This window comes from Burkholderia pulmonis (assembly GCF_984667975.1).
This window is the reverse complement of the sequence record NZ_OZ480186.1, coordinates 3,118,753-3,140,857: the sequence shown is the minus strand read 5'-3', so window position 1 is coordinate 3,140,857 and position 22,105 is coordinate 3,118,753. Positions and strand designations below refer to the sequence as shown.

The following is a 22,105-nucleotide window of genomic DNA, read 5'->3' as shown; positions in this document are numbered from 1 at the left end:
ATGCCTTACGACAGGAAGAGACGGTAAGCCGGGTTGGCGCTCTCTTCGACATACGGATAACCGAGTGCCGCGAGGAAGCGTTCGAATTCGGCGCGATCGGCCTGCGGCACCTGCAGCCCGACGAGGATCGAGCTGTAGTCCGCGCCCTGGTTGCGGTAGTGGAACAGGCTGATGTTCCAGTCCGGGGCCATCGACGACAGGAACTTCATCAGCGCGCCCGGGCGCTCCGGGAATTCGAAGCGGAACAGGCGTTCGTCGAGCGCGAGCGGCGAGCGGCCGCCGACCATGTAGCGGATGTGTTCCTTCGACAGCTCGTCGTGCGTCAGGTCGACGCTCTTGAAGCCGTGCGACTCGAAGTTCGCGGCGATCTCCGCCGATTCGCCGCGGCGCTTGATCTGCACGCCGACGAAGATGTGCGCGGATTGCGCATCGGCAATCCGGTAGTTGAACTCGGTGACGTTGCGGTCGCCGACGAGCGAGCAGAAGCGCTTGAAGCTGCCGCGTTCCTCCGGGATCGTGACCGCGAACACCGCTTCGCGCGCTTCACCCACTTCCGCGCGCTCGGCCACGAAGCGCATCCGGTCGAAGTTCATGTTCGCGCCGGAGGTGACCGCGACGAGCGTCTGGTTCTCGATCCCTTCGCGTTCCGCGTACAGCTTCGAGCCGGCCACCGCGAGCGCGCCGGACGGTTCGAGCACGCTGCGCGTGTCCTGGAACACGTCCTTGATCGCCGCGCACAGTGCATCGGTGTTGACCGTCACGACGCCGTCGAGGAATTCGCGGCACAGCCGGAAGGTTTCCTCGCCGACGAGCTTCACCGCCGTGCCGTCCGCGAACAGGCCCACTTCGCTCAGCTCGATGCGCTCGCCGGCATCCAGCGATTGCGCCATCGCGCACGAATCCTCGGCCTGCACGCCAATGACCTTGATCTCCGGGCGCACGGCCTTCACGTACGCGGCGACACCGGACGCGAGCCCGCCGCCGCCGATCGGCACGAAGATCGCGTGGATCGGGCCCTGGTGCTGGCGCAGGATCTCCATCGCGATCGTGCCCTGGCCGGCGATCACGTACGGATCGTCGAACGGGTGGACGAACGTGAGGTCGCGCTCCTGCTGCACCTTGACCGCGTGCGCATACGCATCGCTGTACGATTCGCCCGCCTGGATCACCTCGACGCTCGGCCCGCCGTGCGTGCGCACCGCGTCGACCTTCACCTGCGGCGTCGTGACCGGCACGACGATCACGGCCTTGATGCCCATCCGGGCCGCCGAAAATGCGACACCCTGCGCGTGGTTGCCGGCCGATGCCGTAATCACGCCGCGCGCGAGCGCGTCCGCCGGAATGTGCGCCATCTTGTTGTACGCGCCGCGCAGCTTGAACGAGAACACCGGCTGGTTGTCCTCGCGCTTCAGGTAGACGGCATTGCGCAGCCGGGCCGACAGGTTGCGGGCGGGTTCGAGTTCCGTCTCGATCGCGACGTCGTAGACGCGCGCGGTGAGGATTTTCTTCAGGTAATCGTGGGATGCCATGGACGCTCGCGTGCAGTGCGGATGCTGACGGTAAAGGATCAATGATAGCGCCAAGGGTCCGCCCGCATGCAAGCGGCATGCCGGGCGAGCGGTCGCGGAGCCGTGCGGCGCGTGCGTTCGCGGCGCGGAACGTCCCTTTTTTACCGGCTTAACCGTACGGTTACCGACCGGACGGGCGGCGAATGATCGCACGAAACCGCGCCGAACCCCGTCCGGCGCGGCTCGCGGCGATAGCCCCACGACCTGTCCGGCGTGTCACGGATGGCCCGATCATGGGTTAGAATTCCGTTTTGAATCAAGGATCGGAAGATGCAGAGGCACCCTCGGATCGCACCGTTGAAGCCGACGCCGCGCGCAGCCAGCCCCGCGGCCGAACGGCATGCGCGCCGCGCGCGATCGTGCTGATCGTTCCGAGTGCCGCCAGGCCCTGTCGCCGGCCAGGAGGGGCGAGTCGCCCGCTCCGGCCCCATGAAGGACAGCCGCGCGCCTGGTAACAGAACAGATTTCCCCAAGATTGCGCCCACGCGCTTGCCGACGCCCGTGCACGGTGTATCGGCCCTCCGAGTCGTCCGAACATGAACGCACCACAAGTTTTCGATCCGCATGGCGCGGCTGCTGCCGTCGCCGCCGACCCCGCGCCCCGCTTGCGCGAGATTCCCTACAACTACACGTCCTTCTCGGATCGCGAGATCGTGATCCGCCTGCTCGGCGAAGAGGCGTGGTCGGTGCTCGACGAACTGCGTGCCGAGCGCCGTACGGGTCGCTCGGCACGGATGCTGTATGAAGTGCTCGGCGACATCTGGGTCGTGCGTCGCAACCCGTACCTGCAGGACGACCTGCTCGACAACCCGAAGCGCCGCGCGCTGCTGATCGAGGCGCTGAACCACCGCCTGACCGAAATCGGCAAGCGCCGCAGCGCGGATCTCACCGCGCACCGCGACGATGCGGGCCGCGAGCGCGCATCGCGCGTCGAGATGCTCGAAATTGCCGCGCAGCGCGCGGTCAACGAGTTCGCCGACGAATTCGAGAAGATGGCCGACCTGCGCCGCCGCGCGACCAAGGCGCTCGGCCGCTGCACGCAGAAGGACAACATCCGCTTCGACGGGCTGTCGCGCGTGTCGCACGTGACCGACGCGACCGACTGGCGCGTCGAATACCCGTTCGTCGTGCTGACGCCCGATACCGAAGCCGAGATCGCGGCGCTGATCAAGGCGTGCTTCGAGCTCGGCCTGACCGTGATCCCGCGTGGCGGCGGCACCGGCTATACGGGCGGCGCGGTGCCGCTCACGCCGTTCTCTGCTGTCATCAACACCGAAAAGCTCGAGCAGCTCGGCGCGGTCGAGCTGACCGAACTGCCGGGCGTCGCGCACAAGGTGCCGACGATCTTCTCCGGCGCGGGCGTCGTCACGCGCCGCGTGACGGAAGCGGCCGAGGCGGCCGGCTACGTGTTCGCGGTCGATCCGACCTCGCTCGACGCATCGTGCATCGGCGGCAACGTCGCGATGAACGCGGGCGGCAAGAAGGCCGTGCTGTGGGGCACCGCGCTCGACAACCTGGCCTGGTGGCGGATGGTCGACCCGGACGGCAACTGGCTCGAAGTCACGCGCCACGAGCACAACCAGGGCAAGATCCACGACATCGCGGTCGCGCGCTTCGAGCTGAAGTGGTTCGACGGCGCATATGCACCGGGCGAGAAGCTGCTGAAGAGCGAGATGCTCGAGATCGAAGGCCGCCGGTTCCGCAAGGAAGGGCTCGGCAAGGACGTGACCGACAAGTTCCTGGCCGGCCTGCCGGGCGTGCAGAAGGAAGGCTGCGACGGGCTCATCACGTCCGCGCGCTGGGTGCTGCACAAGATGCCCGCGCACACGCGCACCGTCTGCCTCGAATTCTTCGGCCAGGCGCGCGAGGCGATCCCGAGCATCGTCGAGATCAAGGATTACCTGTTCGAGACGTCGAAGCAGGGCGGCGCGATCCTCGCGGGCCTCGAGCACCTCGACGAGCGCTATCTGCGCGCGGTCGGCTATGCGACCAAGAGCAAGCGCAACGCATTCCCCAAGATGGTGCTGATCGGCGACATCGTCGGCGACGATGCCGATGCGGTCGCGCACGCGACGTCCGAAGTGATCCGGATGGCGAACGGCAAGAGCGGCGAAGGCTTCGTTGCGATCAGCGCGGAGGCGCGCAAGCGCTTCTGGCTCGACCGCAGCCGCACGGCCGCGATCGCGAAGCACACGAATGCGTTCAAGATCAACGAGGACGTCGTCATCCCGCTGAACCGGATGGGCGAGTACACCGACGGCATCGAGCGGATCAACATCGAGCTGTCGCTGAAGAACAAGCTGCAGCTCGTCGACGCGCTCGAAGTATTTTTCCGCGGCGGCAACCTGCCGCTCGGCAAGACCGACGACGCGAACGAGATCCCGAGCGCCGAACTGCTCGAAGATCGCGTGCAGCAGGCGCTGGAGCTGCTCAAGCGCGTGCGTGCGCGCTGGGAATTCGTGCGCGACCGGCTCGACCAGCCGCTGCGCGAGGCGCAGCACTACCTCGTGCAGCTCGGCTACGAAGCGCTCGCCGAGAAATTCGCGGATCGCGCGGACGAGCAGCCGGGCGCGACCGTGTTCCACATCACGCAGGACCGTACGGTCCGCATCTCGTGGAAGCAGGAGATCCGTGCTGAACTGCGCGCGATCTTCAATGGCGGCGCGTTCAAGCAGATCCTCGACGAAGCGCAGGCGATCCACAAGCGCGTGCTGCGCGGCCGCGTGTTCGTCGCGCTGCACATGCACGCGGGCGACGGTAACGTCCACACGAACCTGCCGGTCAACTCCGACAACTACGAGATGCTGCAGGACGCACATGCGGCGGTCGCGCGCATCATGAAGCTTGCGCGTTCGCTCGACGGCGTGATCTCCGGCGAGCACGGGATCGGCATCACGAAGCTCGAGTTCCTGACCGACGACGAGATCGCCGAATTCCGCGCGTACAAGCAGCGCGTCGACCCGAACGGCCGCTTCAACAAGGGCAAGCTGCTCGACGGCGCCGATCTGCGCAACGCCTATACGCCCAGCTTCGGGCTGATGGGCTACGAGTCGCTGATCATGCAGCAGTCCGACATCGGCGCGATCGCCGATTCGGTGAAGGACTGCCTGCGCTGCGGCAAGTGCAAGCCCGTGTGCGCGACCCACGTGCCGCGCGCGAACCTGCTGTACAGCCCGCGCAACAAGATCCTCGCGACGTCGCTGCTGGTCGAGGCGTTCCTGTACGAGGAGCAGACGCGCCGCGGCGTGTCGATCAAGCACTGGGACGAGTTCAACGACGTGGCCGACCACTGCACGGTGTGCCACAAGTGCGCGACGCCGTGCCCGGTGAAGATCGACTTCGGCGACGTCACGATGAACATGCGCAACCTGTTGCGCAAGATGGGCAAGAAGAAGTTCAACGCCGGCAATGCGGCTGGCATGTTCTTCCTGAACGCGACCAATCCGCAGACGATCAACGCCGCGCGCACGGTGATGATGGGGGTCGGCTACAAGGTGCAGCGCTTTGCGAACGACATGCTGAAGAAGGTCGTGACGAAGCAGACGCAGCACCCGCCCGCGACGACCGGCAAGCCGCCCGTCGTCGAGCAGGTGATCCACTTCGTCAACAAGAAGATGCCGGGCAACCTGCCGAAGAAGACGGCGCGCGCGCTGCTCGACATCGAGGACAACAAGATCGTGCCGATCATCCGCAACCCGAAGTCGACGACCGTCGATTCGGAAGCGGTGTTCTACTTCCCGGGCTGCGGCTCCGAGCGCCTGTTCTCGCAGGTCGGGCTCGCGACGCAGGCGATGCTGTGGGAGGCCGGCGTGCAGACGGTGCTGCCGCCGGGCTACCTGTGCTGCGGCTATCCGCAGCGCGGCTCGGGCCAGTACGACAAGGCCGAGAAGATCGTCACGGACAACCGCGTGCTGTTCCACCGGGTCGCGAACACGCTGAACTACCTCGACATCAAGACGGTCGTTGTGTCGTGCGGCACCTGCTACGACCAGCTCGCGGGCTACGAATTCGACAAGATCTTCCCGGGCTGCCGGATCATCGACATCCACGAGTTCCTGCTCGAGAAGGGGATGAAGCTCGACGGCGTGTCGGGTACGCGCTACATGTATCACGACCCGTGCCACACGCCGATCAAGACGATCGACCCGGTGAAGCTCGTCAACGAGCTGATGGGCTCGGAAAAGGACGGCTACAAGATCGAGAAGAACGAGCGCTGCTGCGGTGAATCGGGCACGCTCGCGGTCACGCGCCCGGACATCTCCACGCAGGTCCGCTTCCGCAAGGAAGAGGAGATCCGCAAGGGGGCCGAGAAGCTGCGCGCGATCCCGGTCGTGGCCGGCGATGCGCCGGCGCCGGCCGCCGCGGCCGCGAACGGCCCGGACGTGAAGATCCTGACGAGCTGCCCGTCGTGCCTGCAGGGCCTGTCGCGCTACAGCGAGGACGCGAACCTCGAAGCCGACTACATCGTGGTCGAAATTGCGCGTCAGGTGCTCGGCGAGAACTGGATGGCCGATTATGTCGCACGTGCGAACAATGGCGGGATCGAGCGCGTGCTGGTCTAATGCGGGCATGACGACCGCCCGACCGGGCCGGGAATGAGCGGGCGCCGGCAGCAATGCCGGCGCCTGTCCACATGGGAGCGACGATGGAATGCGTGTTTTGCCGTGAAGACGGCGGCGAGGTGCTCTGGCAGGACGATGCGCTGCGCGTCGTCCTCGCGACGGGCGAGCACGAGTATCCGGGCTTCTGCCGGGTGATCTGGGGCGCACACGTGGCCGAATTCTCCGATCTCGGCGAGCCCGAGCGGGCCCACCTGATGCGCGTGGTCTACGCGGTCGAGCGTGCCGTGCGCCGCGTGATGCAGCCGAACAAGGTGAATCTCGCGAGCCTCGGCAACATGGTGCCGCACGTGCACTGGCACGTGATCCCGCGCTTTTCCAACGACGCCCATTTCCCGCAGCCCGTCTGGGCGCCGCGCCAGCGCAGCGTGTCCGAGGCGCTGTTGCGCTCGCGCGCCGCGCAGGCCTCGCTGCTGCACAATGCGGTGCGCGAGGAAATTCAACGCATGACCGATTCGAGGCAGCCATGAGCGGTTTGACTTCCACGACGCCGATTCCGTCCGGCGTCGTCGTGCACGCGGTGTCGCGCGTGCTCGAATTGCAGTACGCGAACGGCGACAGCTACCGGATTCCGTTCGAGCTGATGCGCGTCTATTCGCCGTCGGCCGAGGTGCGCGGCCACGGGCCCGGCCAGGAGACGCTGCAGACCGGCAAGCGCGAAGTGACGATCACCGCGCTCGAAGGCGTCGGCAACTATGCGCTGCAGCCGACGTTCTCCGACGGTCATTCGACCGGCATCTACTCGTGGGATCTGCTGTACGAGCTGGCGACGCAGCAGGACGCGCTGTGGCGCGACTATTTCGACAAACTGAAGGCGGCGGGCGTCGAGCGCGACGCACCGATGCAGGCGGCCTCCGCGCCGCACGGCCACTGCCACTGAAATCGACGGCGCCCGCTCGGCGCCGTCTTGCCATTTACTGAGGATCAACGCGATGAGCAAAACCCACTTCGGCTTCGAAAGCGTCGAGGAAAACGAGAAAGCGAAGAAAGTGGCGGGTGTGTTCCATTCGGTCGCGAGCAACTACGATCTGATGAACGACCTGATGTCGGCGGGCATGCACCGCGCGTGGAAGGCGTTCACGATCGCACAGGCGAACGTGCGCCCCGGTTTCAAGGTGCTCGATATCGCGGCCGGCACCGGCGACCTGACGAAGGCGTTCAAGAAGGCGGCCGGGCCGACGGGCGAGGTGTGGCACACGGACATCAACGAATCGATGCTGCGAGTCGGCCGCGACCGGCTGCTCGACAAGGGGTTCGTGACGCCGTCGCTGCTGTGCGACGCCGAGAAAATTCCCTTTCCGGACAACTACTTCGATGTGGTCACGGTCGCGTTCGGGTTGCGCAACATGACGCACAAGGATGCCGCGCTGGCCGAGATGCGCCGCGTGACGAAGCCCGGCGGCCGCGTGATGGTGCTGGAATTCTCGAAAGTATGGGATCCGCTGAAAAAAGCGTACGATCTGTATTCTTTCAAAGTATTACCGTGGCTTGGCGACAAGTTCGCGAAAGATGCTGAAAGTTACCGGTATCTTGCTGAATCTATCCGGATGCACCCCGATCAGGACACGCTGAAGACGATGATGGAACAAGCGGGCCTCGATGCCGTCAAATATTACAATTTGTCAGGTGGCGTGGTAGCTTTACACCTTGGAACCAAGTACTAAGGGGTTCTTTCCATACATTCGCCTTACATCTGGAGAAGCTGATGTCCGAAACGCGTTCGTTGTTCAACCGTAGCAAGCCGTCGAAGCCGTGGGCTCGACGGGTCGGCACGTTGCTGATGGTCGGCCTGCTCACGGCCGGCACGTTCGCATCGCTCGACGCCGAAGCCAAGCGCGTGGGCGGCGGGCGCAGCATCGGCCGCCAGAATTCCACCGTCACGCAGCGCCAGGCCACGCCGCCTGCGCAGCAGCCGATGCAGCAGGCCGCGCCGTCGCAGGCGCAGCGTGCGAACCCGGCCACGCCCACGCCGGCCGCGCAGCCGAACCGCTCGCGCTGGCTCGGGCCGATCGCTGGCCTCGCGGCCGGTCTCGGCATCGCGGCGCTGCTGTCGCACTTCGGCCTGGGTGGCGCATTCGCGAGCATGATGGCGAACGTCATCGTGATCGCGCTGCTCGCGATGGTCGGTATCTGGCTGATCCGCAAGTTCATGAACCGCCGTCGCACGCAGGAGCCGGCATACTCGGTCGGCGGCTCGGCGTCGTCGTCGGGCGGCTACTCGCAGAGCCCGTCGTTCCAGCAAAGCAATGCCGGCAGCAACTATGCGGGCAGCGGCAGCAGCTATGCGAACGAAGCGCAGGGCGTGTTCGGCGGCGGTGCCGCGGCCGCCGGCGCGGCAGCGGCTGCTGCGGCGCCGCTCCAGGTGCCGGCCGGCTTCGACACCGAAGCGTTCCTGCGCAGCGGGAAGGTCTACTTCGTGCGCCTGCAGGCGGCGTGGGACCAGGGCAACCTGGCCGACATCCGCGAGTTCACGACGCCCGAAATGTTCGCGGAGATCAAGATCGACCTCGATTCGCGCGGCAACGACGCGAACCAGACCGATGTCGTGCAGCTCGACGCGGAACTGGTTGCCATCGAGGATCGCGGCATCGAGCAGTCGGCGAGCGTACGCTTCCACGGCCTGATCCGCGAATCGGCAAGTGCGTCGGCCGCGCCGTTCGACGAGGTGTGGAACCTGTCGAAGTCGGGCAGTCAGGGTTGGCTGCTCGCGGGCATCCAGCAGATCAACACGCACTGAGCGTGCCCGGCGGCCTGCGCCGCCGGCACCCGGGCGACGGCGGCCGCACTGCGACCGCTTGCCGCCCGGGTGTGCGGTCAGGCGCGGTCTGCCGACGATCCGACGTTACAATAGAAACCCGCGTGGGCGCCCGGCCTGCGCGGGTTTTTTCTTTTCCAGCCCGATGACCTTTGCCGCCAAGCCTTTTGCTGCTGCCGTCAATCACCTGCTCGCGCGCGAATCATGGGCGCGCGACCGCCTGATTCCCTATGCGGGCAAGACTGCCCGGATCGACGTGCCTCCCGTTACGCTCACGCTGCTGGTGCAGCCCGACGGCTATCTGTCGGCCGTCGACGCGCACGAGGCGCAACAGGTCGACGTGTCGATCGCGCTCGCCGGCGATACGGTCGCTGCGTTCCTGCAGGGCGGCCAGGCGGCCGTGATGAAGCACGTGAAGATCGAGGGCGACGCGGAGTTCGCGACGCAGATCGCGAAGCTGGCCGAACACCTGCGCTGGGAACCTGAAGAAGATCTCGCGAAGCTGGTCGGCGACGCGGCGGCATTCCGGATCGCGACGGTCGTGCGCGATGCCGGTGCCCGCGCGCGCCGCACCGGCCGCAACGTGCTCGATTCCGTCGCCGAATACTGGCTCGACGAGAACCCGCAAGTCGTCCGGCGCACGTCGCTCGGCGGCTTCGACGCCGAACTGGCGCGCGCACGCGATGCGCTCGCACGGGTCGAAAAGCGGGTCGAGCGACTCGAACAAAAAATCGGCGCGCGCGCGGGCTCCGGCCCGCGCGGCGCGCACTGAGGGCAGCAGGGCATGCGCATTTTCCGTTTCATCAAGATTGTCTACACCGTCATCCGCTTTGGCCTCGACGAAGTGATGCTGTCCCGGATCGACGACCGGCGCGTGAAGCTGCTGCTGCGGATCACGACGATCGGCCGCCGCTATTCCGATCCGCCGGCCGTGCGGCTGCGTCACGCGCTGGAAAGCCTCGGCCCGATCTTCGTGAAGTTCGGCCAGGTGTTGTCGACGCGCCGCGACCTGCTGTCGGTCGATTTCGCGAACGAACTCGCGAAGCTGCAGGACCAGGTGCCGCCGTTCGAATCCGCCGTCGCGATCGCGATCATCGAGAAGTCGCTCGGGGCGCCGGTCGACGAGCTGTTCGACGAATTCGAGCGCGAGCCGGTCGCGAGCGCGTCGATCGCGCAGGTGCATTTCGCGAAGCTGAAGCAGGGCGTGCACGCGGGCAAGGCCGTCGCGGTGAAGGTGCTGCGCCCGAACATGCTGTCCGTGATCGACTCCGATCTCGCGCTGATGCGCGACATCGCCATCTGGACCGAGCGCATGTGGGCCGACGGCCGCCGCCTGAAGCCGCGTGAAGTCGTTGCCGAATTCGACAAGTACCTGCACGACGAGCTCGACCTGATGCGCGAAGCGGCCAACGGCAGCCAGTTGCGCCGCAACTTCGCGGGCCTCGACCTGCTGCTCGTGCCCGAGATGTTCTGGGATTTCTCGACGTCGCAGGTGCTCGTGATGGAGCGCATGACCGGCGTGCCGATCAGCCAGGTCGAGACGCTGCGCTCGGCCGGCGTCGACATCAAGAAGCTTGCGCGCGAAGGCGTCGAGATCTTCTTCACGCAGGTGTTCCGCGACGGTTTCTTCCATGCGGACATGCACCCCGGCAACATCCAGGTGAGCCTCGATCCGAACACGTTCGGCCGCTACATCGCGCTCGATTTCGGGATCGTCGGCGCGCTGTCCGATTTCGACAAGAACTACCTCGCGCAGAACTTCCTCGCGTTTTTCAAACGCGACTACCACCGCGTCGCGACGCTGCACCTGGAATCGGGCTGGGTGCCGCCCGAAACGCGGGTGGAAGAGCTCGAAAGCGCGATCCGTGCGGTGTGCGAGCCGTATTTCGACCGCGCGCTGAAGGACATCTCGCTCGGCCAGGTGCTGATGCGCCTGTTCTCGACGTCGCGCCGCTTCAACGTCGAGATCCAGCCGCAGCTCGTGCTGTTGCAGAAGACGATGCTGAACGTCGAAGGGCTCGGCCGCTCGCTCGACCCCGAACTCGACCTGTGGAAGACCGCGAAGCCGTACCTCGAGCGCTGGATGACCGAGCAGATCGGCCTGCGCGGCTGGTACGAGCGCTTCAAGGTCGAGGCGCCGCAGTGGAGCAAGACGCTGCCGCAACTGCCGCGCCTGATCCATCACGCGATGGCGGCACGCCACGATGCGCCGCGCGCCGCGAGCGAGGACCTGATGCGTCAGATCCTCATCGAACAGAAACGGACGAACCGGCTGCTGCAGGCGTTGCTGATCTTCGGCCTGGCCGTCGGCGTCGGGGCGCTCGTCGCGCGCGTGCTGCTCGCGCTCGCGTACGGCGCTTGACCGCAAGGAGCACGACGATGTCCGATCCGAAGCAACCGGCCGCACCGACGGCCGCCGATTTCGCGACGCGCGACCCGGGCAACGCATCGTTCTGGGACGAACGTTTCGAGCGCGGCGTGACGCCGTGGGAATTCGGCGGCGTGCCCGAAGGCTTTCGCGTGTTCGCGCATCGGCTCGAGCCGTGCACGGTGCTGATTCCCGGTTGCGGCAGCGCGCAGGAAGCCGGGTGGCTCGCGCAGGCCGGCTGGCCCGTGCGTGCGATCGATTTCGCCGCGCAGGCGGTGGCTGCCGCGAAGGCGCAGCTCGGCGCACATGCGGAGGTCGTCGAGCAGGCCGATTTCTTTACGTACCGGCCGCCGTTCGACGTGCAGTGGGTGTACGAGCGCGCGTTCCTGTGCGCGCTGCCGCCGGCGATGCGTGCCGGCTATGCGGCGCGCATGGCCGAGCTGCTGCCGGCGGACGGATTGCTGGCCGGGTATTTCTTCCTAATGGCGAAACCGAAGGGGCCGCCGTTCGGAATCGAGCGTGCGGAACTCGATGCGTTGCTCGCGCCGCACTTCGAACTGATCGAGGATTTGCCGGTGACCGATTCGCTGGCCGTGTTCGAAGGGCACGAGCGCTGGCTCACGTGGCGCCGCCGCTGATGCGCGGGCGTCGCAGCCATTGCCGGAACGCGCCAGGGTTTCGGCTATAATTCAAGGTTTTGCAAGCCGTTTCCAGTTTCTGCGGGAAAAATATCATGCCGATCTACGCCTATCGATGCGAAGCGTGCGGTTTCGCGAAGGACGTGCTCCAGAAGATGAGCGACGCGCCGCTGTCGCAATGCCCTGAATGCGGGAAGGATGCCTTTCGCAAGCAGGTTACCGCCGCCGGCTTCCAGCTGAAGGGCTCGGGGTGGTATGTCACCGATTTCCGCGGCGGTTCGGGCGGCACCAGCGCACCGGCGTCGGCGTCGGGCGACGCGCCGCCGGCAGCATCTGCGGCGGACGCCGCACCCGCCGCGGCCGCGCCGGCCGCAGCGAGCAGTTCCGAAAGCACGACGACGAGCGCTGCGCCGGCACCGGCCGCAGCGCCCGCCGCCAGCAGTTGACCGTCGCAGCCCGGCCGGGCTGCGACCAACCCGCGCCGCCGGCGCGGTTCATTGACGGCAGATGATGAAAAAGACGACCCTGAAATCGGTGTTTCTGACCGGCCTGCTGGTTCTCGTCCCGCTCGCGATCACGCTGTGGGTGCTCGGCCTCATCATCGGCACGATGGACCAGACGCTGCTCCTGCTGCCCGAATCGTGGCAGCCCGAGCGGATGCTCGGCTTCCATCTGCCGGGGATCGGCGCGGTGCTGACGCTCGCGTTCATCTTCGTCGTCGGGCTGGCGACGCAGAACTTCATCGGCCAGAAGCTCGTCACGTGGTGGAACGCGGTCGTGCGTCACATCCCGGTCGTCGGGCCGATCTACACGAGCGTCAAGCAGGTGTCGGACACGCTGCTGTCGAGCAGCGGCAATGCGTTCCGCAAGGCGCTGCTGATCGAATACCCGCGCCGCGGCTCGTATACGATCGCGTTTCTGACCGGCGCGCCCGGCGGCGACGTGGTCAATCATCTGACGGAAGAGTACGTGAGCGTGTACGTGCCCACGACGCCGAACCCGACGTCGGGTTTCTTCCTGATGCTGCCCAAGAGCGAAGTCATCGAACTCGACATGTCGGTCGATGCCGCGCTCAAGTACATCGTCTCGATGGGCGTCGTGGCGCCTCCGGCGCCGGTACCGGCGCCCGCCCGCCGCCCCGTCGAGCCGCCGCTGTAAGTAAAGAATCATCGCCCGGGCCGCGCGTCGCGGCGCCCGTTGATCAAACCGAACGAAAGCAAACATCATGTCGATGCGTACTGAATACTGCGGTCTCGTGACCGAACACCTGCTGGGCCAAACCGTGTCGCTGTGCGGCTGGGTGCAGCGCCGCCGCGATCACGGCGGTGTGATCTTCATCGACCTGCGCGATCGTGAAGGCCTCGTGCAGGTGGTGTGCGACCCGGATCGCGCCGAGATGTTCGCGACCGCCGAAGGTGTGCGTAACGAGTTCTGCGTGCAGATCAAGGGCCTCGTGCGCAACCGTCCGGAAGGCACGGTCAACGCCGGCCTGAAGAGCGGCAAGATCGAAGTGCTGTGCCACGAACTGAACGTGCTGAACGCGTCGGTCACGCCGCCGTTCCAGCTCGACGACGACAACCTGTCGGAAACGACGCGCCTCACGCACCGCGTGCTCGACCTGCGCCGTCCGCAGATGCAGCACAACCTGCGCCTGCGCTACCGCGTCGCGATCGAGGCACGCAAGTACCTCGACGAGCAGGGCTTCATCGACATCGAAACGCCGATGCTGACGAAGAGCACGCCGGAAGGCGCGCGTGACTACCTCGTGCCGTCGCGCACGAACGCGGGCCAGTTCTTCGCGCTGCCGCAGTCGCCGCAGCTGTTCAAGCAGCTGCTGATGGTCGCGAACTTCGACCGTTACTACCAGATCACCAAGTGCTTCCGCGACGAAGACCTCCGCGCCGACCGTCAGCCGGAATTCACGCAGATCGACTGCGAAACGTCGTTCCTCGGCGAACAGGAAATCCGTGACCTGTTCGAAGACATGATCCGTCACATCTTCAAGACGACGATCGACGTCGAACTCGACGCGACCTTCCCGGTCATGCCGTACTCGGAAGCGATGGCGCGTTTCGGTTCGGACAAGCCGGACCTGCGCGTGCAGCTCGAATTCACCGAGCTGACCGACGCGATGAAGGACGTCGACTTCAAGGTGTTCAGCACGCCGGCCAACGCGAAGGACGGCCGTGTCGCGGCACTGCGCGTGCCGAAGGGCAGCGAACTGTCGCGCGGCGACATCGACAGCTACACGGAATTCGTGCGCATCTACGGCGCGAAGGGCCTCGCCTGGATCAAGGTCAACGAGAAGGCGAAGGGCCGCGACGGCCTGCAAAGCCCGATCGTCAAGAACCTGCACGACGCATCGATCGCGGCGATCCTCGAGCGCACCGGCGCTGAAGACGGCGACATCATCTTCTTTGCGGCCGACCGCGCGAAGGTCGTCAACGACAGCCTCGGCGCACTGCGCCTGAAGATCGGCCATTCGGAATTCGGCAAGGCGAACGGCCTCGTCCAGGCCGGCTGGAAGCCGCTGTGGGTCGTCGACTTCCCGATGTTCGAATACGACGACGAAGATGCACGCTACGTCGCGGCACACCACCCGTTCACGAGCCCGAAGGACGAGCACCTCGAGTACCTCGAGACCGACCCGGGCCGCTGCTTCGCGAAGGCGTACGACATGGTGCTGAACGGCTGGGAAATCGGCGGCGGCTCGGTGCGTATCCATCGCGAGGAAGTGCAGAGCAAGGTGTTCCGCGCGCTGAAGATCGGTGCGGAAGAAGCCCAGCTGAAGTTCGGCTTCCTGCTCGACGCGCTGCAGTACGGCGCGCCGCCGCACGGCGGTATCGCGTTCGGTCTCGACCGCATCGTCACGATGATGGCCGGTGCCGATTCGATCCGCGACGTGATCGCGTTCCCGAAGACGCAACGTGCGCAGGATCTGCTCACGCAGGCGCCGAGCCCGGTCGACGAGCGCCAGCTGCGCGAACTGCACATCCGTCTGCGCCAGCCGGAGCAGCCGAAGGCGTAACGCGTTTTCGCACCCGGTCGTGTGTGCGGTCACGCGCACACGACACCGATGAAAAAGGCGCCGCGATGCGCCTTTTTCATTTTTTGCGGTACAGTCGCAGCACTTGCCGCACGTTCGGAGCACATGGCCGGCGCATGGCCCTGTGCCGCATGAAACAAAGATGACGAAGCCGCCGAAAATCCCCGAATCCGTTCTCGTCGTGATCTACACGCCCGACCTCGATGTGCTCGTGATCAAGCGTGCCGACCAGCCCGATTTCTGGCAGTCGGTCACCGGCTCGAAGGACGCGCTCGACGAGCCGCTCGCGGTCACCGCCGCGCGCGAAGTGGTCGAGGAAACCGGCATCGCCGTCGGCACGCCGGACGTGCCGGCCACCGCGCTCGTCGACTGGCGCCACCGGATCGAATACACGATCTATCCGCAATACCTGCACCGCTACGCACCGGGCGTCACGCGCAACGTCGAGCACTGGTTCGGCCTGTGCGTGCCGCGTCGCGTCGACGTGACGCTGTCGCCGCGCGAGCATGTCGACCATGCGTGGCTGCCGTTCCGCGAGGCGGCCGCACGCTGCTTCTCGCCGTCGAACGCCGAGGCGATTCTGCAACTGCCCGCGCGCGTGGCCTTGTCCCGCGCGCCGCACGGCTCGTCCGCATGACGGCGGAGGCCCGCAAGCGCTTCGCGCAATTGCGGCAGATGTTCCTGCAGGAACGCGGTTCCGCATCGCGGCTCGCGTTCACGTCGGGCAACACCGTGCGGCTGTGCGAGGGTGGCGGCGCTTTTTTCAACGCGCTGATCGAGCGGATCGATGCAGCCCGCGAGCAGGTGATGCTCGAAACCTATATCTTCTGCGACGACGCGGCGGGGCGCCCGGTGTCGGATGCGCTGATCCGCGCGGCGCAGCGCGGCGTACGCGTGCGCGTGATCACCGACGGCATCGGCACCGCGCGGCTGCCGCTGTTCGATACGTGGGCCGAGGCCGGCGTCGAGCACTGCGTCTACAACCGCTTCCTGTTCGGCCGCTTCGGCTTCTCGCGCACGCATCGCAAGCTCGCGGTGATCGATCATGCGGCCGCGTTCTGCGGCGGCATCAACATCATCGACGACTACGCGCAGAACGGCACGACGCTGCCGTTTCCGCGCTGGGACTTCGCGGTCGAGATGGCGGGGCCCGCGGTGTCCGACGTGCGCGCCGCGTTCGAGTTGCAGTGGCACCGGATCCGTTTCGGCCACAAGCCGTATGCGCAATACGCGGCCGGTCTGCACGGCGGTGAAGCATTCCCGGACATGTTTCGGCGCTGGATGCGCAGCCACCGGTGGATCAAGGCCGGCGCACTCAGGGTCGTGACGGAGCCGAGCGTCGCGTTCGTTGCGCGCGACAACGTCGTGAACCGTCGCGCGATCGAGAAGGCGTATCTCGCGGCGATCGGCCAGGCGCGCCAGCGGATCCTGCTCGCGAATCCGTACTTCATGCCGGGCCGCAAGCTGCGGCGTGCGCTGACGGGCGCCGCACGCCGAGGCGTCGACGTGCGGATCCTGATCGGCCGCAAGGAGTTCGCGGCGCTCGATACGGCCGTGCCGTTCCTCTACCATGCGCTGCTGCGTGCAGGCGTGCGCGTCGCCGAATACGACAAGACGATGCTGCACGGCAAGGTCGCCGTGATCGACGACAACTGGGCGACGGTCGGCTCGTCGAACCTGGACGCGCTGAGCCTGATGCTGAACAATGAAGCGAATGTCGTGCTGGTGCGCTACGATGAGGTGACGAACGAACTCCGCGACGCGATCGCGGCCGCGTTCGCCGATGGCCGGGAGATCGACCCCGCGCGCTTCGCCGCGCGCCCGCGCATCGAGCGCCTGCTGAACTGGCTCGCGTACACCGCGTATCGTCTCGTGATGAAGGCACTGACGGTCGGCGGTTACGACTGACGCAGACTAAGCATTCGCTTCAAAAAATCTGTCCGCACGTTCGTGCGGAAAAGCCGCTCCGGTCCCGCCGGAATCGCGCAAAATAGCGGCTCGGTTAGACACCGGTTTCTAATAATTTCCTTGTTTCGCGAGCGGCCGCACTCAATAATAGTACGGCCGTTCGATTTTATTCGAACCCCCGAACGGTTACAGAAATAGCTATGCGAAAAGGCGAACAGACGCGTGCCGCGATACTTGAAGCTGCTTTGGACCTCGCCAGCCGTGACGGGCTGGAGGGGCTGACGATCGGCCTGCTGGCCGAGCGCATGCAGATGAGCAAGAGCGGTGTGTTCGCGCACTTCGGATCGCGTGAAGACCTGCAGGTCGAGGTCGTCCGCGAGTATCACCATCGTTTCGAAAACGAGGTGTTCTTTCCGAGCCTGCGCGAACCGCGAGGCTTGCCGCGCCTCCGGGCGATGCTGGCCCGCTGGACGGAGAAGCGCATCCAGGAGGTGACGACGGGATGCATCTACATCAGCGGTGCCGTCGAGTACGACGACCGGCCTGACAGCCCCGTGCGCGAGCAGTTGATCGCGAGCGTGACGGCCTGGCGTGCCGCGATGCTGCGTGCCATTTCGCAGGCGAAAGACGAAGGCCATCTGCGTGCGGATACCGATCCGGACCTGATGCTCTTCGAGTTGTACAGCTTCACGCTCGGCCTGCATCACGACGCGCGCTTCCTGCATTCGCCGGACGCCGTGCGCCTCACGTGGGCCGCGCTGGAAAAGACGATTGTTTCGTATCAGAGCGAGAGCCGTTAGCGGCGCGTGACCCGCCCGCCAGGAGCTCGAGCCGTTTTGCCCACCTTTGGAGAGAGTCATGGGACAGTACGCCGCGCCGCTGCGCGACATGCAATTCGTGTTGCACGAGCTTCTGAACGTCGAAGCCGAAGTCAAGCAAATGCCCAAGCATGCGGACCTCGACGCCGACACGATCAACCAGGTCCTCGAGGAAGCGGGCAAGTTCTGCTCCGAGGTACTGTTCCCGCTGAACCAGGTCGGCGACCGCGAAGGCTGCACGTATGAAGGCGACGGCGTCGTGAAGACCCCGACCGGCTTCAAGGAGGCCTACCAGCAATACGTCGAGGCCGGCTGGCCGGCGCTCGGCTGCGATCCGGACTACGGCGGCCAGGGCCTGCCCGCGTTCGTGAACAACGCGCTCTACGAAATGCTGAACTCGGCGAACCAGGCATGGACGATGTATCCGGGCCTGTCGCACGGCGCATACGAATGCCTGCACGCACACGGCGCGCCGGAACTGCAGCAGCAATACCTGCCGAAGCTCGTGTCGGGCGAATGGACGGGCACGATGTGCCTGACCGAGCCGCATTGCGGCACCGACCTCGGCATCCTGCGCACCAAGGCCGAACCGAACGGTGACAACTCGTACTCGATCAGCGGCACGAAGATCTTCATCTCGAGCGGCGAGCACGACATGTCGAAGAACATCGTCCACCTCGTGCTCGCGCGCCTGCCGGAAGCGCCGCAGGGCACGAAGGGGATCTCGCTGTTCATCGTGCCGAAGTTCATCCCCGACGCAGCGGGCGAGCCGGGCGAGCGCAACGGCATCAAGTGCGGCTCGATCGAGCACAAGATGGGCATCCACGGCAACTCGACGTGCGTGATGAACCTCGACGGCGCGAAGGGCTGGCTGGTCGGCGAGCCGAACAAGGGTTTGAACGCGATGTTCGTGATGATGAATGCCGCGCGCCTCGGCGTCGGCATGCAGGGCCTCGGCCTCACGGAAGTCGCGTACCAGAACTCGCTCACGTATGCGAAGGAGCGCCTGCAGATGCGTTCGCTGACGGGCCCGAAGGCACCGGACAAGCCGGCCGACCCGATCATCGTGCACCCGGACGTGCGCCGCATGCTGCTCACGCAGAAGGCTTATGCCGAAGGCGCGCGCGCATTCACGTACTGGTCGGCGCTGCAGATCGACAAGGAGCTGTCGCATGGTGACGAAGCGGTGCGCAAGGAATCGGCCGACCTCGTCGCGCTGCTCACGCCGATCATCAAGGCGTTCCTGACCGACAACGCGTTCGAGTCGACCAACCACGCGATGCAGATCTACGGCGGCCACGGCTTCATCTCCGAGTGGGGCATGGAGCAGTACGTGCGCGACGCGCGGATCAACATGATCTACGAAGGCACGAACTCGATCCAGTCGCTCGACCTGCTGGGCCGCAAGGTGCTCGGCGACATGGGCGCGAAGCTGAAGAAGTTCGGCAAGCTCGTGACGGAATTCGCGGAAGCCGAAGGCGTGAAGCCGGAGATGGCCGAGTTCATCAACCCGCTCGCCGACATCGGCGACAAGGTGCAGAAGCTGACGATGGAAATCGGCATGAAGGCGATGCAGAACCCCGACGAAGTCGGTGCTGCCGCCGTGCCGTACCTGCGTACCGTCGGCCACCTGGTGTTCTCGTACTTCTGGGCGCGCATGGCACGCCTCGCCCTCGACAACGAAGCGTCGGGCGACCCGTTCTACAAGTCGAAGCTCGCGACGGCCCGCTTCTACTTCGCGCGTCTGCTGCCCGAAACGGCGTCGACGATCCGCGCCGCGCGCGCCGGTTCGAAGACGATGATGGAAGTCGACGAATCGCTGTTCTGATGCGAGTCCGGGCGGTGCGCGCCGCGCGCCGCCCGGACGCAACGGTTCCTGGTACTCACTTCTCCGTGCAGCCCCACATCCCGCGCTGCACGACACTATCCGGAGACATCCCGTGAGCAATTTCCTGATTCGCAAGGTCGCCGTGCTGGGCGCCGGCGTGATGGGCGCGCAGATCGCCGCGCACCTCATCAACGCACGCGTGCCGGTGCTGCTGTTCGACCTGCCGGCCAAGGAAGGCCCGAAAAACGCGATCGCGCTGAAGGCGATCGAGAACCTGAAGAAGCTGTCGCCCGCACCGTTCGGCGTGAAGGACGATGCGAAGTACCTCGAGGCAGCGAACTACGAAGACGACATCGCGAAGCTGGCCGAATGCGACGTCGTGATCGAGGCGATCGCCGAGCGGATGGACTGGAAGCACGACCTGTACAAGAAGGTTGCGCCGCACATCGCGCCGAACGCGATCTTCGCGACCAACACGTCGGGCCTGTCGATCACGAAGCTGTCCGAAGGTTTCTCGGACGAGCTGAAGTCGCGCTTCTGCGGCGTGCACTTCTTCAACCCGCCGCGCTACATGCACCTCGTCGAGCTGATCCCGACCGAGCATACGCGTCCGGAGATCCTCGACCAGCTCGAAACGTTCCTGACGAGCATCGTCGGCAAGGGCGTCGTGCGCGCGAAGGACACGCCGAACTTCATCGCGAACCGCGTCGGCATCTTCTCGATCCTCGCGGTGATCACCGAGGCCGCGAAGTTCGGCCTGCGCTTCGACGAAGTCGACGACCTGACGGGCAGCCGCCTCGGCCGCGCGAAGTCGGCGACGTTCCGCACGGCGGACGTGGTCGGCCTCGACACGATGGCGCACGTGATCAAGACGATGCAGGACAACCTCGCCGACGATCCGTTCTTCCCGGTCTACCAGACGCCCGCCGTGCTCGCCGAGCTGGTGAAGCAGGGTGCGCTCGGCCAGAAGACGGGCGGCGGTTTCTACAAGAAGGAAGGCAAGGCGATCAAGGTGCTCGACGCGAAGACGGGCACCTACGTCGATTCGGGCGCGAAGGCTGACGAAACGGTCGCCCGCATCCTGAAGCGCCCGCCGGCGGAACGCCTGAAGCTGCTGCGCGAGACGGACCACCCGCATGCGCAGTTCCTGTGGTCGATCTTCCGCGACGTGTTCCACTACATCGGCGTGCATCTCGAGTCGATCGCCGACAACGCGCGCGACGTCGACCTCGCGATCCGCTGGGGCTTCGGCTGGAACGAAGGCCCGTTCGAAGGCTGGCAGGCTGCCGGCTGGAAGCAGGTCGCCGAGTGGGTGCAGGAAGACATCGCCGCCGGCAAGGCACTCGCGAACGCGCCGCTGCCGTCGTGGGTGCTCGAAGGCGCGGTCGCCGAGAAGGGCGGCGTGCACACGGCCGAAGGCTCGTGGGCGCCGGCTGCGAAGCGCTTCGTGCCGCGTTCGGACCTCGCGGTTTACGACAAGCAGGTGTTCCGTGCGCCGCTGCTCGGCGAAACCGGCGCCGATCCGAAGACGTACGGCAAGACGCTGTTCGAGACCGACGCCGTGCGTGCATGGGTCGACGACCGTGCGGGTGAAGACGACGTCGTGATCGTGTCGTTCAAGTCGAAGATGAACACGATCGGACCGAGCGTGATCGACGGCCTCGTGCAGGCGATCGAACTCGCGGAGAAGGACTACAAGGGCGTGGTGATCTGGCAGCCGACGTCGCTGAAGCTCGGCACGCCGGGCGGCCCGTTCTCGGCCGGCGCGAACCTCGAAGAGGCGATGCCCGCGTTCATGATGGGCGGCGCGAAGGGCATCGAGCCGTTCGTGAAGAAGTTCCAGGAAGGCATGCTGCGCGTGAAGTACGCGAACGTGCCGGTCGTTGCAGCCGTGTCGGGCATCGCGCTCGGCGGCGGGTGCGAGCTGATGCTGCACAGCGCGAAGCGTGTCGTGCACGTCGAGAGCTATGTCGGTCTCGTCGAAGTGGGTGTCGGCCTCGTGCCGGCGGGCGGCGGCCTGAAGGAAGCGGCGCTGCGCGCAGCGGATGCCGCGACGGCCGCGAACGCGACCACCGACATCCTGAAGTTCGTCACGAAGTCGTTCGAGAACGCAGCGATGGCGAAGGTCTCGGCGTCCGCGCACGATGCGCGTGCGATGGGCTACGTGAAGCCGTCCGACACGATCATCTTCAACGTGTTCGAGCTGCTCGACACCGCGAAGAAGGAAGTGCGTGCGCTGGCCGCCACCGGCTACCGCGCACCGCTGCGCGCGAAGGACGTGCCGGTCGCAGGCCGCTCGGCGATCGCGACGATCAAGGCATCGCTCGTCAACATGCGTGACGGCCGCTTCATCAGCGACCACGACTACCTGATCGCGAGCCGCATCGCCGAAGCCGTGTGCGGCGGCGACGTCGAAGCCGGCAGCCTCGTCGACGAGCAGTGGCTGCTTGCGCTGGAGCGTCGCGCGTTTGTCGAACTGCTCGGCACGCAGAAGACGCAGGAACGGATCATGGGCATGTTGCAGACCGGCAAGCCGGTGCGTAACTGAGTGAGCGAG

Annotated in this window: 17 protein-coding genes; 16 read left to right on the top strand and 1 reads right to left on the bottom strand. The window is 65.9% G+C overall.

The window, feature by feature from the left end; genetic code table 11:
- Positions 1 to 5: 5 nt before the first annotated feature.
- Positions 6 to 1,529 (bottom strand): threonine ammonia-lyase, biosynthetic, encoded by a 1,524-nt coding sequence (gene ilvA / locus AC5LXK_RS14565; RefSeq protein ID WP_493389443.1) that lies wholly within the window; start codon positions 1,527 to 1,529, stop codon positions 6 to 8.
- 575 nt (positions 1,530 to 2,104) lie between these two features.
- Between ilvA and AC5LXK_RS14560 the strand changes: the two genes are divergently transcribed.
- The 16 genes from AC5LXK_RS14560 to AC5LXK_RS14485 all read left to right on the top strand — a co-directional run bounded on the left by AC5LXK_RS14560 (position 2,105) and on the right by AC5LXK_RS14485 (position 22,096).
- Positions 2,105 to 6,130 (top strand): DUF3683 domain-containing protein, encoded by a 4,026-nt coding sequence (locus AC5LXK_RS14560; protein WP_493389442.1) that lies wholly within the window; start codon positions 2,105 to 2,107, stop codon positions 6,128 to 6,130.
- 83 nt (positions 6,131 to 6,213) lie between these two features.
- Positions 6,214 to 6,657 (top strand): HIT family protein, encoded by a 444-nt coding sequence (locus AC5LXK_RS14555; RefSeq protein ID WP_059465769.1) that lies wholly within the window; start codon positions 6,214 to 6,216, stop codon positions 6,655 to 6,657.
- Positions 6,654 to 7,067: a gamma-butyrobetaine hydroxylase family protein gene (locus AC5LXK_RS14550; protein WP_493389441.1), complete on the top strand. Its 414-nt coding sequence runs from the start codon at positions 6,654 to 6,656 to the stop codon at positions 7,065 to 7,067. Before AC5LXK_RS14555 ends, AC5LXK_RS14550 begins: the two co-directional genes overlap by 4 nt.
- Before the next feature lie 52 nt (positions 7,068 to 7,119).
- On the top strand, positions 7,120 to 7,851 hold the full coding sequence (ubiE, locus tag AC5LXK_RS14545) for a bifunctional demethylmenaquinone methyltransferase/2-methoxy-6-polyprenyl-1,4-benzoquinol methylase UbiE (protein ID WP_493389440.1): 732 nt from the start codon (positions 7,120 to 7,122) through the stop codon (positions 7,849 to 7,851).
- A 41-nt stretch (positions 7,852 to 7,892) separates the two neighbouring features.
- Entirely contained in the window at positions 7,893 to 8,924 is a 1,032-nt protein-coding gene (locus tag AC5LXK_RS14540) for a Tim44 domain-containing protein (protein ID WP_493389439.1), read from the top strand.
- Positions 8,925 to 9,087: 163 nt separating this feature from the next.
- Positions 9,088 to 9,714 (top strand): ubiquinone biosynthesis accessory factor UbiJ, encoded by a 627-nt coding sequence (locus AC5LXK_RS14535; protein WP_493389438.1) that lies wholly within the window; start codon positions 9,088 to 9,090, stop codon positions 9,712 to 9,714.
- Positions 9,715 to 9,726: 12 nt separating this feature from the next.
- Positions 9,727 to 11,304 (top strand): ubiquinone biosynthesis regulatory protein kinase UbiB, encoded by a 1,578-nt coding sequence (gene ubiB, locus AC5LXK_RS14530; protein WP_493389437.1) that lies wholly within the window; start codon positions 9,727 to 9,729, stop codon positions 11,302 to 11,304.
- 17 nt (positions 11,305 to 11,321) lie between these two features.
- Positions 11,322 to 11,948, top strand: a complete 627-nt coding sequence (locus AC5LXK_RS14525; RefSeq protein ID WP_493389436.1) for a class I SAM-dependent methyltransferase — start codon at positions 11,322 to 11,324, stop codon at positions 11,946 to 11,948.
- 95 nt (positions 11,949 to 12,043) lie between these two features.
- Complete coding sequence (locus tag AC5LXK_RS14520) at positions 12,044 to 12,394, top strand: FmdB family zinc ribbon protein (protein WP_493391227.1); 351 nt, start codon at positions 12,044 to 12,046, stop codon at positions 12,392 to 12,394.
- 61 nt (positions 12,395 to 12,455) lie between these two features.
- Positions 12,456 to 13,106 (top strand): DUF502 domain-containing protein, encoded by a 651-nt coding sequence (locus AC5LXK_RS14515; RefSeq protein WP_040128152.1) that lies wholly within the window; start codon positions 12,456 to 12,458, stop codon positions 13,104 to 13,106.
- Between the two features lie 67 nt (positions 13,107 to 13,173).
- Complete coding sequence (gene aspS, locus AC5LXK_RS14510; protein WP_493389435.1) at positions 13,174 to 14,976, top strand: aspartate--tRNA ligase; 1,803 nt, start codon at positions 13,174 to 13,176, stop codon at positions 14,974 to 14,976.
- Between the two features lie 160 nt (positions 14,977 to 15,136).
- Entirely contained in the window at positions 15,137 to 15,631 is a 495-nt protein-coding gene (nudB, locus tag AC5LXK_RS14505; RefSeq protein WP_059233229.1) for a dihydroneopterin triphosphate diphosphatase, read from the top strand.
- The gene (gene clsB / locus AC5LXK_RS14500) at positions 15,628 to 16,902 is read left to right on the top strand and encodes a cardiolipin synthase ClsB (protein WP_493389434.1); all 1,275 of its coding nucleotides are present in this window, start codon (positions 15,628 to 15,630) and stop codon (positions 16,900 to 16,902) included. The genes nudB and clsB overlap by 4 nt, the downstream gene beginning before the upstream one ends.
- A 200-nt stretch (positions 16,903 to 17,102) precedes the next feature.
- Complete coding sequence (locus AC5LXK_RS14495; protein WP_114178027.1) at positions 17,103 to 17,702, top strand: TetR/AcrR family transcriptional regulator; 600 nt, start codon at positions 17,103 to 17,105, stop codon at positions 17,700 to 17,702.
- Between the two features lie 58 nt (positions 17,703 to 17,760).
- Positions 17,761 to 19,548, top strand: a complete 1,788-nt coding sequence (locus tag AC5LXK_RS14490; protein WP_493389433.1) for an acyl-CoA dehydrogenase C-terminal domain-containing protein — start codon at positions 17,761 to 17,763, stop codon at positions 19,546 to 19,548.
- A 112-nt stretch (positions 19,549 to 19,660) separates the two neighbouring features.
- Positions 19,661 to 22,096 carry a 3-hydroxyacyl-CoA dehydrogenase/enoyl-CoA hydratase family protein gene (locus AC5LXK_RS14485; protein ID WP_493389432.1) on the top strand — a complete coding sequence of 812 codons (2,436 nt, stop codon included), beginning with the start codon at positions 19,661 to 19,663 and terminating at the stop codon, positions 22,094 to 22,096.
- The last annotated feature ends 9 nt before the right edge of the window (positions 22,097 to 22,105 follow it).

Excerpts from the sequence above, each read along its gene's own strand:
- ilvA (WP_493389443.1), bottom strand. The coding sequence starts at position 1,529 with ATGGCATCCCACGATTACCTGAAGAAAATCCTCACCGCGCGCGTCTAC.
- AC5LXK_RS14560 (WP_493389442.1), top strand. The coding sequence starts at position 2,105 with ATGAACGCACCACAAGTTTTCGATCCGCATGGCGCGGCTGCTGCCGTC.
- AC5LXK_RS14555 (WP_059465769.1), top strand. The coding sequence starts at position 6,214 with ATGGAATGCGTGTTTTGCCGTGAAGACGGCGGCGAGGTGCTCTGGCAG.
- AC5LXK_RS14550 (WP_493389441.1), top strand. The coding sequence starts at position 6,654 with ATGAGCGGTTTGACTTCCACGACGCCGATTCCGTCCGGCGTCGTCGTG.
- ubiE (WP_493389440.1), top strand. The coding sequence starts at position 7,120 with ATGAGCAAAACCCACTTCGGCTTCGAAAGCGTCGAGGAAAACGAGAAA.
- AC5LXK_RS14540 (WP_493389439.1), top strand. The coding sequence starts at position 7,893 with ATGTCCGAAACGCGTTCGTTGTTCAACCGTAGCAAGCCGTCGAAGCCG.
- AC5LXK_RS14535 (WP_493389438.1), top strand. The coding sequence starts at position 9,088 with ATGACCTTTGCCGCCAAGCCTTTTGCTGCTGCCGTCAATCACCTGCTC.
- ubiB (WP_493389437.1), top strand. The coding sequence starts at position 9,727 with ATGCGCATTTTCCGTTTCATCAAGATTGTCTACACCGTCATCCGCTTT.
- AC5LXK_RS14525 (WP_493389436.1), top strand. The coding sequence starts at position 11,322 with ATGTCCGATCCGAAGCAACCGGCCGCACCGACGGCCGCCGATTTCGCG.
- AC5LXK_RS14520 (WP_493391227.1), top strand. The coding sequence starts at position 12,044 with ATGCCGATCTACGCCTATCGATGCGAAGCGTGCGGTTTCGCGAAGGAC.
- AC5LXK_RS14515 (WP_040128152.1), top strand. The coding sequence starts at position 12,456 with ATGATGAAAAAGACGACCCTGAAATCGGTGTTTCTGACCGGCCTGCTG.
- aspS (WP_493389435.1), top strand. The coding sequence starts at position 13,174 with ATGTCGATGCGTACTGAATACTGCGGTCTCGTGACCGAACACCTGCTG.
- nudB (WP_059233229.1), top strand. The coding sequence starts at position 15,137 with ATGACGAAGCCGCCGAAAATCCCCGAATCCGTTCTCGTCGTGATCTAC.
- clsB (WP_493389434.1), top strand. The coding sequence starts at position 15,628 with ATGACGGCGGAGGCCCGCAAGCGCTTCGCGCAATTGCGGCAGATGTTC.
- AC5LXK_RS14495 (WP_114178027.1), top strand. The coding sequence starts at position 17,103 with ATGCGAAAAGGCGAACAGACGCGTGCCGCGATACTTGAAGCTGCTTTG.
- AC5LXK_RS14490 (WP_493389433.1), top strand. The coding sequence starts at position 17,761 with ATGGGACAGTACGCCGCGCCGCTGCGCGACATGCAATTCGTGTTGCAC.